We start from the raw sequence: 14,264 nt of genomic DNA, 5'->3' as shown, positions 1-14,264 counted from the left end.
TTAGTGCAAGGAGAGAAGCTCCTCCGCGATCCTCCTCGCATCCCTCTTCCAGGAGTACTTCCGGAGCGTCTCCTCCCGAAGCGCCGCGGGCTTTTCCTCCTTCAGAAGCTCCGATAAGACATAGTCCGTCCGGAGGGGATCGATGTAGATCGCCGATTCCCCGTAGACCTCCCTCATACAGGGCGTATCCGAGAGGATGATCCTCGCGCCGCAGCTCATTGCCTCCAGCGGCGTGAGTCCAAAGCCCTCATAGAAGGTTGGAAAGAGGAAGGCCGTGCACTTTTGCATCAGCGCCTTCACCTCCCCGTCGGAGAGGTAGCCCGTGAAAATCACATTTTCCGGGATCTCTCCCATCTTCTCCTCGGAAAAGGGGCGGAGCTTCATCCCGGAGATCACAAAGCGCGCGCCCGGATTTCTGTCCGCCTCCCGGATGATCCAGCGGTAATTCTTGTTCGGAGAGAGGCTGGACAGAGTGAAGTACCACTCCTCCCCAAGGGGCGGAAGCTTCCGGAAGATGCCCTCATCCGCCTCGATCCTCTCCATATGCTCTGCGGAGGAGGGAACGACCGTAATCTTCTCCTCCGCCACGCCGCTGTAACGGGAAATCTCCCCTCTGGAAAACTGCGATACGGTAAAAATCTTTCGGTAGCGCTTCGCGTGCTTCCACAGAAGAAGCTGATTCTGGAGGAGAAAGCGCCTGGAGTAGAATTCCGGATGCGCCTTCGTCGCGGCGTCATGGAGCACGATCGCCGATCGCTCCGGGTAAAGGAAAGGGACCGCAGTGCAGAGGCAGAGACAGATCGCCTTATGCTTTTTGCAGTAGCGGAAAAGCTCCCACTGCTGCCAGAAAAGCCTCCTGTTTTTTCCGAAGCGGACGACCCGGAGACTCCGGTACTCCGGAAGCTTCCTCAGATCCTTCGGGACGAGGAGCACAAAATCCGAGGAGGAAAGCTCCCCCTCTGTGATAAGCTCATCGAGCTTCTCTATGACCTCATAGGCATAGCGCTGTACGCCGGTGATGTTGTGGTCGTAAAAATCTCCGTTGATGACGATCATGCTCTCCTCTTTCCATGCTGCCGGTTGTTCCTCCTTCGGAGAAGCCGAAGGAGCGGGAGCTTCAAAAAGGGAAGGGGAAGGGCAAAGAGCAGGGCGACAAGCCGCTGCTTTTTATTTCGATTGTCCCTTCCGAAATACTCCCCGCCGTTTCTCCTGTAATATTGCAAAAACTCCTCTCGGTAGGGGTGGCGGCAGTTTTGGTACCATGGCCTCGCATAGGCGAAGCCCCCCGCAAAGTGAACGATCAAAGGATCCTTCTTTGCCTCCTCATACTCCCTCTCCGAATAGGGAAGCCTCCCGTCCCGATAGCGCTCATAGTCCCGAAAGGAAAAGGCGAGGGGCTGGGAGAGGAGGTTTGTGCGGAAGGGAAGAGAGAGGATATGCCCCTGCATCGAAACATTGAGGGCATCCTGATCCGGATACTTATAGCGCTTCGCAGGCCCCTCCATGAGGGCGCCGAGCCGCTCGCTGAGCTTCTCCCTCCGGCAGGCCGAGAGCTCATAGAGGATCACGCCGGAGTTGATATAACAGCAGCCGCCGGAGAGCCCGAGAGAGCGGAGATAATTTTCGTCCATGCATTCACAGACTCCTCCGGCCCACATCCCCTTCATATCCATGGAAAAAAGGGGAGAGAGATCTCCCCGCACCATCGTATCGCAGTCCAGATAGAGCACCCGCTCCAGGCTCTCCGGCAGAATCTTCTCGATCCGGAGCCTTGCGACAGCAGCTCTCGGCCAGTCCTTTGTGAGATGAAAGGCATCCCCCCGGAAGCTTTCCTCTGTGAGAGGATAGAAGCAAAGCTCCTGATGAAAGCGCTCCGCAAGCCTTGAAAGCTTTTCCTTCCCCCCCTCCGAAATTCCGTCTGAGAGAATATGCAGCCGCACCGGGTTTTCCGTATTTTCTGTGAAAAGACTCTCCGCGGACGCAAGAAGAACCGGGAGAAATCTCTCGTCACTCGCATAGACTGCTTCTATCCGTCTTTCTTCCATAGCGTCCCTCTTCCTTACCCTCCCGCAAGCATACCGCTTCCCTCTGTCTCCGCCGCTCCATGAGCGGCAGCTTGCTCCTCTCTGCTCCCGCGCCTCTCTGGCAAGCGCGCGGATCCCTCTCCCTCTCAGGCCCTTCCTCGATCATCTCAAAGGCTCTCGGGATATTCCTTCACAGTGTAAAACTCAAACTCTCTGAAAGCGCAGCATCCTCCCCCCCTCAAAGCTCCGAAAGCAGTGCCCTGATCTTCTCCGAAAAGCTTCGGTAGAGAAAACGCTCCGTCACGCGCACCCTTGCATTCTCCCCGAGCTCCTCTCTTAGCTTCGGATCCTCCGCAAGCTTTTGGAGAGCCTCCGCATAGGCCGATACGTCCCGGTTTGGGACCTCCAGCCCGCAGAGCCCGTCCGGGCAGACATAATTCACGCCGGAGCCCTCGATCGTAAAGGTGACAGCGGGATGAGCAAAGTACATCCCCTCCGCGAGAGAAAGCCCGAAGGCCTCATTTTTCGTGACGGATGGAAAACAATAGATGTCGCAGGCCAGGAGGTTCTCCCGGAGCTCCTCATCGGGGACTGCCCCGAGGAAGCGGACTTTTTCGTCTCCCTCCGCCTCTTTTTTCAGTTCCTCCGTGAGCGGTCCCTTTCCCGCGATCCGGAGCAAAAAGCGATCGTCGAGAAGGCGGAAGGCCCGGATCAGATACTCATAGCCCTTGTAGGGGACGTGGCGCCCCACGGCGAGACAGAGAATCTTCCCCGTATTTTTCTTCCGAAGCTCCGCCGCCCGCTCCCTCTCGCCCTCGCTCACGCGGAGCCGCTCCTCGTTGATGCAGCTCTCGATCACCGTGCACTTCTCCCGGAAGGCGCGGAGCCAGACGCTCCCCTCGATATAATTCGGGCTTGTGGCGATCACTCGATCCGCCCTCTCGAGAAGTCTCCGATTCTGCCCGGAGAAAAAGCGGCGGAGGAGCTTTTGCTTTGTGATATCAAGATGCCAATAGACGAGAAGCTTCGTCTCCGGGGGAAGCTCCCGGAGGAGATAATGTGCGACGAAGGGATTCGGATAATGAAAGAGCACGACATCCGGTCGAAACTCCCGCATCAGACTCCGCAATTTCCTCCCATAGCTCAGAGAGAGCGCCTGGGAAGCGACGAGAAGCTGCTGCCCGCAGCGGATGACCTCGACGGAATCGATGTGATCTACAGAATCCCCGGAATGCGGGCGGTGATCGAAGCAGATCAGCTTCTGCTCCGCGACTCCCCGAAGAGAGAGCACCAGATCGCGCGCCGTCTGCTCGATCCCCCCGATAAAGGGCATATAATATTTTGAAATATGGAGGATCTTCATTCTCTTCTTCCCTGTCCCTGCCGCCTTTTCCGCCTACCGGCCGCTCCAATGCAAAATGCTCCCGCTCTGACTTCCGCAGGCTTCTCAAAAATGCAAAGCGCCGCTCTATGCCTATGACATGATACCATATTCCCGAAAAAAATCACAGTTCTATCTCAAAGCGCGGTATAATGTTCCTGCCAGGGCTTCCTCGCTTACAGAAGCCCCGAAAAAACATCTCCGGAAAGAAAGGTCCTCTCCATGAGCGAATCCCCCCTCATCTCCGTCGTAATCCCAGTCTACAACGCCTCCCGCTTCCTCCGGGAGGCTCTGTCCTCCGTGCTTATGCAGAGCTTTTCCGACTGGGAAATTCTCGCCGTGGACGATGCCTCGACGGACTCATCTCCGGAGATACTCAAGCGCTTTCAAACGGAATCCTCCCTCCCCGGGGAACGCCTTCGCATCCTCCGAAACGAAAAAAACCGCGGTGTGGCCTTCAGCCGAAACCGCGGTGTAAGGGAGGCACGGGGAGAGTGGATCGCCTTTTTGGATGCCGATGACCTCTGGGAAGCGAGAAAGCTGGAGCGGCAGCTTTCTCTTCTCACAAGCTCCCACAGCGAAAACGAAGTTCCCGTCTCTTCCCCGTTTCCCGCTTCCTCTCTCTCCTCTCCCCTCCTCTTTACCGCTTCCGGCTTTTTGAAAGAGAATGGGGAGCGTATCCCCTATATCCTGGAAGTCCCGGAAAAAATCCGGCGAGAGGAGCTCCTGAAGCAAAATCTGATCTCCTGCTCCTCCGTCCTATGCAAAAGGGACTGGCTGCTCCGCTTTCCCATGCCGGAGCAGCCGGGGATCCACGAGGATTTTGCAGTCTGGCTGCAAATCCTCTCGGAAACCCCCTTTGCACTCGGTCTCAACGAGCCGCTCCTTCTCTACCGGGTCTCCTCTTCCTCAAAATCCGGAAATAAGCTCAATGCGGCGAAAATGAACTGGAGAACCTATCGCTACCTGGGCCTATCCCCGCTTCGCTCTCTCCTCCTGATGGCGCACTACAGCTTCCGAAACCTGAAGAAATGGAGGACCATCCGCCGCGCCGGGAAAAAGGCGGACCTCACTGCCTCCGGGAACAGTCCCGCATAAGCCTGCCTACTCGGATACCTGCTCTGACTTCCAGCTGATATTCAACTTTTTCTTCTCCCTGACACAGTCGAGCAGATAGAGATTGATCAGGGTCTGATACGGTATCCCTGTTTCTGCCGCTTCTTCCCCACAGAGATTCTCAGCTCCTCGAGAAATTCCGAGAAGGCCGGTCCGATCAGAAGAAGAAGCGTATTGTACTCAATGAGGTAGATCTTGTCCTCCAGCAGTCCGTGAAAGGAGAGGAGGGCGAAAAAGTAAAGTGCAAGCCTCCATCTCCTTCGGCAGCAGTACCGCATCGCAAGAAAGAGAAGGAAAAGCGAGAGCAGGGTAAAGAGAAGCCCGTAGCGCTGCAAAACGGAGAGATAGACATTGTCCACATAATCATACTGCCCCGGGACCGCTGTGCCGTTTAAATCCGTCCCGGCCCCGACCCAGCTGATCCTCCGGGAGAAAAGACCGAAGCCATAGCGAAAGAGAGAGAGCTGCGAATACTCGATCCGTCGGTTTAAGAGACTGTTCAGCCTGCCAAGCCAGCCTCCCGCCCCGGGGCGATAGAAAAAGGCCGCGGCGAGGCTTAAGAGGAAGCAGAATGGATAGGAGAGGAGGCTGAGACGGTCCAAAATGGAGAGCAGCTTCTCCGTCTTCTCTGAAAATCCTGTGCTCAAATAGAGGAAAAGGAGGAGGAAGAGAAGACTTATGCCTCGGGAGAGATCCCCGATGCACCAACGATAGACTGTCAGATTAAAGAAAAGGAGAAAAGAGAGAAGCAACTTTCCCCATCCTCCCAGAGGCTGCCCCGAACCGGACTCCCCAGCCTTCCCGGCGGGCACTGCTGTCCCTCCCGCTTCTTCCTGCGGAGAAAGGAGCAAAAGCGAAAGCATCGTGATCGTGAGAAGGTAGGCCGGGAGTACGAGAGGATAGGAAAATCCCATACTGTGCCGAAGGATGCCGTCCTTCTCCCCGATCTGGTAGAGGATGATTCCGGAGAAGGAGAGAAGAACAATAGAGAATGCTCCCGCAGAGAGGAGGATCGCCGCGATCCGGAAGAGACGGCGGATATCCTGCTTTCTCGCCCCGTAGATCAAAAGGAAGCCGTGGATCAGGGCACGCTGGTCATTTCGAATCGAAAGATAGGAGGAAAAGAGGATCAATGCCCAGGACAAAAGATCCGAGAGCCGGTACTCCCGGAGAAAGAGAAAGCGAAGCGCCTCGGAAAGAAGAAGGAGAAAGAGCGGGAGCAGGAAGAGAAGCCGATAGGCGGGACCGTCCAGAAGAAGCTTCTTCACAAAAGAGCTGGAAAACAGCAGAAAAAGCAAGGAGAAAGAAAAGCCCAAACGATAGAGCAGGCCCGCTGCCTCCTCCAAATTGCATTTTTTCATGATTGGCTTCATCGCGTTTCCTCCCTCTTCCCCTCGTCTTCTTTCAGCCCTTTCTCGTTCTCCTTCCTATCCCTCTCCGCTTCCTCCCCCGAGCTCAGGAAGCGCTCCGGATGCTCTTCGAGAAATCTTCTCATCCCCTCCGTCTGCTTTCCGAAGGAGAAATGACCGACAACGGTATTTTCAGAGACGAGAATCGCGCGGGAATGTGTCATACAAAAGCTGCAGAGCCGATCCTCGTCCAGGCCCATGCAGCTTCCGCCCCGGACTGGAAATCTCCCCATCTCCTCCCAGAGACTCCTTCGGAAAAGGATGAAACCGATACTAAAGCGCACCGGACAGGCCTCGTAGCGAAGTCCCTCTCCGGAAAAACGCCGGTTCAGCGCATCGAGCGGCGGAACCTCCCCGCCCTCTCCCCAGAAGAAGCGGGCCGCAGCGGGATCTGACTCAATCCGGTATTCCCTGCCGGCCGCGGTGAGCGGCCGCTCGAATTTCTCCTCATAGCGCTCAAGAAGCGAGAGCTCCGTGAGCAGCCTCCGATAGCCGTAGCCGTTGACCGGGATCAGTGGAGCCGTAAAGCCCGGACGATAGGGCCCCTCCTCCTCCACTCTCCGGTAGAGAGAAAGGAGCGCCTCGAAGCAGCCTTTCGTCACAAAGATATCCTCATCCATCTTGAAGATGAATTCCGCCTCCGGATGAAGTTCGATCGCCATATTCTGTGCCAGCGTCACACAGTTTCTCTTCGTTGAAAGATAGGAGCAGCCCCAGTCCTTGGCAAGCTCCGAAAGCTCCGGATCGAATCGGCCGGAAGATAGAAGACATAGATCCATCGGGAAATCGGGGAGAAAGCTCTTGAGCCTGGGAAAGACCAGTCGGTACAGCCAGGGCTTATAGCCGGCGATCACAAGGAGAAGGATCCTCTCCCCCCTCTGACGATTCAGAAAGCGATGCGGGCCGGAGCTCAGCCTCCTACTCCGCTCTCTCCGAATCCCCTCCTTCAAAAGCCGATAGCCCTTCCCCATCAGCGCCGAAGTCCTGGCCCATTCCCGAAGCTCTGAAAATCCCATGAACCCTCCCGGAACATAGTCCCAAATACCCTCAGAAGACAACTATACCGCGGCCATTCCGCCATGACGATCCACAGGCAGGCCGTCTTTTCCCCCGGCGCTTAGCAGCGCTATAAAGGGAAATCTCCCGCGCAGCTCCCGGCTGGAAACTGACTCCCGCCGCCATGACGATCGGCCGATTCATAAGCAGGCCGTCTGCCGCCCCGGCGACTGACAGCGCCATAGAGAGAAATCTCCCGCGCAGCTCTCGGCCGGAAACTGCCTCCCGCCGCCATGACGATCGACCGATTCATAAACAGGCCGTCTGCCGCCCCGGCGACTGGCAACGCCATAAAGAGAAATCTCCCGCGCAGCTCCCGGCCGGAAACTGCCTCCTGCCGCCCTGACGATCGGTCGATTCATAAACAGGCCGTCTTTTCCCCCGGCGACTGGCAGCGCCATAATGAGAAGTCCCCCGCGCAGCTCTCGGCCGGAAACTGCCTCCCGCCGCCCTGACGATCGACCGATTCATAAACAGGCCGTCTGCCGCCCCGGCGCTTAGCGATTTGGTTCTGTAAATCGCTTATGCGCCGCTGGCCGCGGCAGTCGAAGCGAGAGCGTCCTGTGTTGGATCGACCGATCGTCAGATACGGCGCCAAAACCCCACTTCTCTTCGAGAAGTGGTCAATGACGCTCCGAGTCTGCCTGATGGCAGACTTCTGCGCTTTTTCTTCGCTTCTCCGAAGCGAAGGACTCGGCTTCGCCCGGGTGGCTTCAGCCGACCTCCCTCCGGGAGGCACTTCTCTTCGAGAAGTGGTCAACGACGCTCCGAGTCTGCCTGATGGCAGACTTCTGCGCTTTTTCTTCGCTTCTTTGAAGCGAAGGACTCGGCTTCGCCCGGGTGGCTTCAGCCGATCTCCCTTCGGGAGACACTTCTCTTCGAGAAGTGGTCAAGGACGCTCCGAGTCTGCCTGATGGCAGACTTCTACGCTCGACTTCGCTTCGCGAAGGACTCGGCTTCGCCCGGGTGGCTTCAGCCGACCTCCCGCCGGGAGGCACTTCTCTTCGAGAAGTGGTCAAGATCGCTCCGAGTCTGCCTGATGGCAGACTTCTACGCTCGACTTCGCTTCGCGAAGGACTCGGCTTCGCCCGGGTGGCTTCAGCCGACCTCCCTTCGGGAGGCACTTCTCTTCGAGAAGTGGTCAACGACGCTCCGAGTCTGCCTGATGGCAGACTTCTGCGCTTTTTCTTCGCTTCTTTGAAGCGAAGGACTCGGCTTCGCCCGGGTGGCTTCAGCCGATCTCCCTTCGGGAGACACTTCTCTTCGAGAAGTGGTCAACGACGCTCCGAGTCTGCCTGATGGCAGACTTCTGCGCTTTTTCTTCGCTTCTTTGAAGCGAAGGACTCGGCTTCGCCCGGGTGGCTTCAGCCGATCTCCCTTCGGGAGACACTTCTCTTCGAGAAGTGGTCAACGACGCTCCGAGTCTGCCTGATGGCAGACTTCTGCGCTTTCTTCACGGAGGAGGGAGCAAAGTCCCTGTCTCGCTCTCTCCGAGAGGATACGAAGGCTGTAGTTTTTCTCTCCCAGGACATAAACCGGGCGGCGGCGGACACGGAGACGCTCCGTCCTCGCAAAGACATTCAGAAGACGCTCCGCGAGAAAGCCGAAGACTCTCCCCTCCCGCTCGCTTCGTCCCGAGAGGTCGATCCGCCGTTCCAGTTCAAAGAGGAGCGGAAAGAGCCAGCCGCAGTAGCGCTCAAGAAGAGCTCTCGGCATGACAGCCATGTTGTAATAGGAGGCGGAATACCCGCCCATCAGCTCCCGGTAGGCCGGGTAATCATCCGGAAGGCGCTCCTCGATCAGGCTCTCCAGCGTCTCCAGATCCTTCTCTCTTCCCCCTGTCCGAAGATAGAGCTCCCGCACCGTGGTCCGAAGGCCCGTGATCGGCTCCGGAAGGATGATGTCATGTCTCCGAAGATCCCGCTCCGCCTCCGAAATCGTCAGATAGCGCCGGGAGGACAGCCCCCTCATAAAATATCTCCGGTAGTGGCAGAGGCCGACGAAATCCGAGCGGTCATTCTTCCAGATCCAGTAGAGCGCGGTGAGCTCGTTGAAGTTCGGATTCTTCCGTGAGATCTCCTCCCCGCTGTCGTCCCGGAGGGAACCGGGGATCGAAAAGTCCTTCGCCCCGACGAGGATCGGCACATAGCCCGGAAGCGCGGGGAGCTCTGAGAGCTTATGGCACACGATGTAGAATTTCGTCATAGCTCAGACGAAGCCTCCTCTTAAAAAGCATAAGAAAGGAAAACAATCTGCTCCTCCCCGTGATGCGGCAGTAAAGCTGAAAGTCCCTCCGATAAATCCGGTATCTTCTCTCCGCTCTCTCCCTCCCGGGAAAGGAGGCGCCGGAAAAATCCTGCCGGATCTCCCCCGGAAGGATCCAGAAGCGGTCGAGTCCCTTCTCCCGAAGCCGGTCCATAAGCCAGTAGTCCAGCATATCGAGAAAGATCCTCTCCTCGAAGTCTCCGAGCTCTCTGAGAAGGCTTCGGCAGATGCAGAGCCCGCTGTTGATGCAGTAGAGCCCCCGGTAATGCCCCGGCGCTCTCACGAAGTCCCCTGCCCTCTCAAAAAGCCGATAAGACTTCTTCGGGGAGAGGGGGCCGCGCAGGGAGCGGACCATCCCCGCGCGAAGCTCCGGAAATTTCTCCCCTCCCGAAGCTTTCTCCGCTTCTCTTCCCTCAAGGCAGCTCTCCCGGACATTTCTCAGATATTTCATCGAGAAAAGACTGTCGTCATCCGATAGAAAAATCCAATAATTCCCCTCCGCATTCTCCCCTTTTTCAGAAGGAGCCCCGCCGGAAGATGCCCTGTCCTTTTCTCTTTGGTCAAGCTCCAGAAGGCAGCGGTTGTAGGCCGCGGAGAGACCGAGATTCCTCCCCTCTGAGAGATAGGATATTCCACATCTCTTAGCCTCCTCCCGGTTTTCCGTTAGGAGCGCGGCGTCCTCGGAATTATCAAAAATCAGGATCTCCGTCTCCGGATACTCTCCGCAGAGCCTGATAAACTGCGGGAGGGAGCGAAGCGCCCGGAGCTTTTTTTGATAGAGCACAGAAATAAGATAAAAGCTCTCCATCCTTCCCCCCGCTCAAAAGATCCGAAGCAGCACAGCGAGGCGAAAGAGAACATTCCTCTTTCGGTAGGCGGTCCGGATCCTCCTATCGAAGAAAAGCCGGAGCGACGCGCCGGGACTCCTCCGATAAAAGGCAACCTCCTCCGAAAGCTCCCTCTTGAGCGGACTCATATCACGGGAAAAAGCGCGGAGAAGCTCCCCTGCCATCTCACTGTGAATCCGATCGGGATGGAGCAGGGAATGGAGATAGCGCTTAAGCACCGCTCCCCCGGAGCTCTGGCAGCCCACCGCGTTGTTCCCATGCTGCCGGTAGAGAATCGGCGTATCTTCATCAAAGATAAGCCTCCCTCCGATCGCAAGACAGCCCTTGTGGATCCACTCATCATGCATCGTAATCTTCTCCGTATCCGGCTCCGAGCGGTTGATCTTAAGAAGAAGCGCCCGTGTAAAGAGCATTGTGCAGCCCGTAGAATTGCTCTTTATGAGGGCCGATGCGAAATCGAGCATCCTCTCCTTCGCGTCCCTCCGAAGCGGCAGGGGACGAAGCTCCGCATCCACCAGGCGGGGAAGCCCATAATAGAGCGCGGCTTCCTCCTTTCCCGTCCCAAAGAGGAGGGAGAGAGCCCTCGAGAGCTTGTCCGGGAGCCAGACATCATCCTGATCGCAGAGCGCATAATAAGTACGTGCCTCCGCTCTCTCCTCCCCCCAATCATAGTGCTCCGCCCTCTTCATGAGAGAGAGAAAGCTCCCGGCCGGACCCAGATTTCTCTCCCCGCGGTAAAAAGAAAGTCTCCCCTCCTCCTCGTATTCCCGAAGTATCGCTGTCGTGCCGTCCGAAGAGCCATCGTCCCGCACAAGGATGCGAAGCTCTGTCCCCTCGGGGAGCTCCTGGGAAAAGAGACTTGCAAGCTGCTCCCTGAGATAACGCTCTCCGTTATAGGTCGACAGCAGGACCAGCACCCGCTCCATTATGACTCCATCCTCCTCTTTCCTCGTCCGACGCTTCCCCTGCCCGCAGAAAGACCAATAAATCAGTGCGCATAGCTGCAGGCTGCCGCTCTTAGCTCAGCTCTTCCCCCGCCCGCGGAAAGACGAATAAGCCATCACGCATAGCTGCAGGCCGCCGATTTCCGTCCGGCTCTTCCCCTGTTCATGGAAAGACGGATACCCCCGGCGTGAAGGCTGCAGGCCTCCTGCCTCTGCCGGGCCTTGCTCCCCGCCCACTGAGAGCATCCGGCAGAAAGAAGCGTTCGGAAGCGGCAGAACCGTTCATCCCTTTCCGTTTCCTCTCTTCAGAAGATAGCGCCAGAGCTTCCCGAAGGCCTTCAGAGAGCGCACGAGGTCCGCCGGGTCCTTTAGCCCCATCCACAGGCGGTGCAGGATGTAGCGCGGTCTCAGATAATAGCGCCTTCTCGCCCTGTCGCAGAAGTTCACCATTTCCTCGGCACTCAGCTCCGGGAGATCCAGCACGGTATTGTGTGTGCCGTCCCGCTTGCAGTAATCCTCATAGCTCGATGCCCTGAGCCAGCCGTTTTTCTTCGCAAGCCGATAGACCTCTGTCCCCGGATAAGGGATCAGAGGAAAGAACTGCGCCGTATCCGTATTCAGACGGAGCGCAAGGCGAAGGGTCTCCTCTATCGTCTCCCGATTTTCCCCGGGATTTCCCACCATATAGCAGGCGTGAACCAAGAGCCCCGCCTTTCTGCTGTCCTCGATGTAGCGCTCCACCTGGCTGAGTGTCGTCCCCTTCTTGATGGCATCCAAAATCCCCTGGTTTCCGCTCTCGATCCCGGGGATCAGCAGACGGCAGCCCGCTTTTTTCATAAGCTTCATGGTATCAAGGTCCAGGGTATTGACTCTCGCATTGCAAAGCCAGCGGAAGCGCTTCTGAAGCCCCCGCTCGATGAGGAGCCTGCAAATCGCTTCCACCCTCCTCCTGTCGATCGTAAAGGTGTCGTCCTCCAGTACAATTTCCCGCACATCCGGGAAATTTTCCGCAATATAGGAAAACTCCGAGACGACATTCTCCGGAGAGCGAAGGCGGTAGCGGTGCCCGTGCATGGTCTGCGGATAGACGCAAAAGGTACAGTGACAGGGGCAGCCCCGCCCCGTGAAGATCTGAATCTCCGGATACTCCGAGGCCGGGAAGAAATAATCCCGGTAGTTTAAGCGCCGTCGGATAAACTCCGCGGCCATCGGGATCTCGTCCAGCTTCTCGATATAGGGCGCGTCCGGATTATGATGGATCAGCCCCGCCCCGTCCCGAAAGCTTATCCCCAAAATCCCGGAGAGCCCGGAGAGCGCCTCCTCCCGGGAGGCACTCCCCTCGATAAGAGAGGCGAGTCGGCTGATCGTAAAGTCGTACTCCCTCCTCGCGATGAGATCGATCCCGGGCCCAAGCCGAAGTGTCTCCTCCGGCACAGCCGTCGGATGCGTCCCCACCAGGGCGATAAAGGCCTCCGGATAGCGGGCCTTCAGCGCCTCTCCAAAGGCGATATCCCGATAAATGGAGGGCGTGCTGGTATCCAGGACAAAGAGGCGGCAGCCCTCCGCCCTCTCTCGGATGAGAGAGAGGGACTCCGCCTCGTTGAGAGGCTTCGCGGGCGCATCCAGAAATTCCACGCTGTGCCCCTGCTTTTCCGCCCAGACCGCCGCATAGATCAGCCAGAGCGGGTAATAGAGCGCACCGCTCTTCGTCACGGCAGGACTCCTCGACTCCCTGGAAAACTTTCCGTATTCCGCCCGAAAGGGCGGATTGATAAAATAGATCTTCATTCCTGCCTGTCCTCTGTCCGGACTCCCTCTGCACTCTCTCTCTGAAAAAGAATCTGGACCGTCTTAAGGAGAATCTCCATATCCATCATCAGACTTCCGTTCTGGATATACATGAGGTCCAGCTTCAGCTTGTCATAGGCCGTCGTATTGTACTTTCCGTAGACCTGGGCGTAGCCCGTGAGTCCCGCCTTCACCTTCAGGCGATAAGAAAACTCCGGGATCTCCTTCTCATAGGCCGCCGCGATGTCCGGCCTCTCCGGCCGGGGCCCGACGAGGCTCATCTCCCCGAGGAGAATGTTCCATAGCTGGGGGAGCTCATCCAGGCGAAACGGCCGGATGAAGCGGCCGACGGCGGTAATCCTCTCATCATCCTTTTCGGCGAGGCGCGCCTTCCCGTCCCGCTCCGCATCCTCCCGCATGCTCCGAAACTTATAGATGTGAAAATGCCTGCCGTCCTTCGTGAGCCTCTCCTGCTGATAGATCACGGGCCCCCGGTCCTCGAAGCGGATGAAAAGCGCGATCAAAAGCATTATGGGCGAGAAGAAAAGCAGCCCGAGCGCGGAGATCAGGATATCCGTCAGCCTCTTAAAGAACGCCCTCTCGATGGTGAGGCTTGAGTTTCTGCAAAGATAAAGAGGAGTATCGAAGAGATGCTGATTCTCCGCACTTCGGATCAGGATATCCGAAAGCTTCGGTGTGAGATAACAGCGGATTCCCCTGCGGTAGCATTGCTTTAGAATATAATTTCTCTCCCGGGAGGGGATATCATAGATGAGGACACAGCTGTACTGCTCCATCTCCCGCAGCACGGCCTCCATCCCTTCCCTCAGGCTGATTTCCGCTGCCAGGCTGATCCGGTCCCCCCGGCTTTTCAGCTTATCGAGGAGGTATCGGTCCGGCTTCTCCTCATAGATCAGAAGAACCCGGTGCGGGGGATAGGCCATCCGGTAGAGCCTCGTGCAGACGATGGACCAGACCAGGGAGATCAGCATCTCCAGCACGAAAAGGCAGGAGAGGGGAAGGACGGAGACCATCTTCTTGGTCAGCGCCACGATCTCGATATAGCTCAGCACATTCGCGATCAGAAGCCCCAGCGCATGGGAGGAAATCAGGTTCACAATCCTGTGATAGCCCGCCTTCCATCCGCCGTAGATCCCGATAAAAGCAAAGAGGAAGATCAGATAGAGGGAGAGCACCAGCCAGTGTCCCCTCCGAAAAAAGACAGTCTCCATCAGGGGACTGTAGTAATGCATCCAGACATAGCGAAAGAGCCTTCCATCCAAAAAAAGGAGAACAGCACAGAAGGCCGCACGGATCACCTTTTGATACTGCTCTCTCTCTCTCATCTAAGCTCCTGCCCTCCGGGCGGACAGCTGCCGCCCCGCTTCCCTTCCTTCACTTCACCGCACCGTATCATCATATCGAATGGGAAA

At 57.2% G+C, this 14,264-nt stretch carries 12 protein-coding genes; 2 read left to right on the top strand and 10 right to left on the bottom strand.

Features of this window, described 5'->3' with window-relative positions; translation table 11 throughout:
• From GCWU000341_RS02545 to GCWU000341_RS02530, 3 genes are all read right to left on the bottom strand, one after another.
• Positions 1–1,056 (bottom strand): glycosyltransferase family 4 protein, encoded by a 1,056-nt coding sequence (locus GCWU000341_RS02545; protein ID WP_009214148.1) that lies wholly within the window; start codon positions 1,054–1,056, stop codon positions 1–3.
• On the bottom strand, positions 1,053–2,045 hold the full coding sequence (locus tag GCWU000341_RS02540) for a glycosyltransferase family 8 protein (RefSeq protein WP_009214147.1): 993 nt from the start codon (positions 2,043–2,045) through the stop codon (positions 1,053–1,055). The genes GCWU000341_RS02545 and GCWU000341_RS02540 overlap by 4 nt, the downstream gene beginning before the upstream one ends.
• A gap of 217 nt (positions 2,046–2,262) precedes the next feature.
• Positions 2,263–3,387, bottom strand: coding sequence for a glycosyltransferase (locus GCWU000341_RS02530; RefSeq protein WP_009214145.1), 1,125 nt, complete (start codon positions 3,385–3,387; stop codon positions 2,263–2,265).
• Positions 3,388–3,627: 240 nt separating this feature from the next.
• Between GCWU000341_RS02530 and GCWU000341_RS02525 the strand changes: the two genes are divergently transcribed.
• A complete protein-coding gene (locus GCWU000341_RS02525) occupies positions 3,628–4,503 on the top strand; it encodes a glycosyltransferase family 2 protein (protein WP_009214143.1) in 876 nt (291 codons plus the stop codon).
• Positions 4,504–4,589: 86 nt separating this feature from the next.
• Here the strand turns inward: GCWU000341_RS02525 and GCWU000341_RS02520 are convergent, their stop codons facing one another.
• Both GCWU000341_RS02520 and GCWU000341_RS02515 read right to left on the bottom strand, forming a co-directional pair.
• Complete coding sequence (locus tag GCWU000341_RS02520; RefSeq protein WP_009214142.1) at positions 4,590–5,894, bottom strand: hypothetical protein; 1,305 nt, start codon at positions 5,892–5,894, stop codon at positions 4,590–4,592.
• Positions 5,891–6,946, bottom strand: coding sequence for a hypothetical protein (locus GCWU000341_RS02515; protein ID WP_009214141.1), 1,056 nt, complete (start codon positions 6,944–6,946; stop codon positions 5,891–5,893). The genes GCWU000341_RS02520 and GCWU000341_RS02515 overlap by 4 nt, the downstream gene beginning before the upstream one ends.
• Positions 6,947–7,899: 953 nt before the next feature.
• On the opposite strand from GCWU000341_RS02515, the gene GCWU000341_RS02505 reads away from it, so the two are divergent.
• Positions 7,900–8,187 (top strand): hypothetical protein, encoded by a 288-nt coding sequence (locus GCWU000341_RS02505; RefSeq protein ID WP_040652948.1) that lies wholly within the window; start codon positions 7,900–7,902, stop codon positions 8,185–8,187.
• 206 nt (positions 8,188–8,393) lie between these two features.
• Here the strand turns inward: GCWU000341_RS02505 and GCWU000341_RS02500 are convergent, their stop codons facing one another.
• From GCWU000341_RS02500 to GCWU000341_RS02480, 5 genes are all read right to left on the bottom strand, one after another.
• Positions 8,394–9,191, bottom strand: coding sequence for a DUF4422 domain-containing protein (locus GCWU000341_RS02500; protein WP_009214135.1), 798 nt, complete (start codon positions 9,189–9,191; stop codon positions 8,394–8,396).
• Positions 9,163–10,059, bottom strand: coding sequence for a glycosyl transferase group 2 family (locus GCWU000341_RS02495; protein WP_009214134.1), 897 nt, complete (start codon positions 10,057–10,059; stop codon positions 9,163–9,165). Before GCWU000341_RS02495 ends, GCWU000341_RS02500 begins: the two co-directional genes overlap by 29 nt.
• Before the next feature lie 12 nt (positions 10,060–10,071).
• Positions 10,072–11,025, bottom strand: coding sequence for a glycosyltransferase (locus GCWU000341_RS02490; RefSeq protein ID WP_009214133.1), 954 nt, complete (start codon positions 11,023–11,025; stop codon positions 10,072–10,074).
• A 300-nt stretch (positions 11,026–11,325) separates the two neighbouring features.
• Positions 11,326–12,831 carry a B12-binding domain-containing radical SAM protein gene (locus GCWU000341_RS02485; RefSeq protein ID WP_009214131.1) on the bottom strand — a complete coding sequence of 502 codons (1,506 nt, stop codon included), beginning with the start codon at positions 12,829–12,831 and terminating at the stop codon, positions 11,326–11,328.
• Complete coding sequence (locus tag GCWU000341_RS02480) at positions 12,828–14,177, bottom strand: sugar transferase (RefSeq protein ID WP_009214130.1); 1,350 nt, start codon at positions 14,175–14,177, stop codon at positions 12,828–12,830. Before GCWU000341_RS02480 ends, GCWU000341_RS02485 begins: the two co-directional genes overlap by 4 nt.
• Between the last annotated feature and the right edge of the window lie 87 nt (positions 14,178–14,264).

The organism is Oribacterium sp. oral taxon 078 str. F0262 (assembly GCF_000160135.1).
Classification (GTDB): Bacteria; Bacillota; Clostridia; order Lachnospirales; family Lachnospiraceae; genus Oribacterium.
This window is presented reverse-complemented; position numbering and strand designations above follow the sequence as displayed.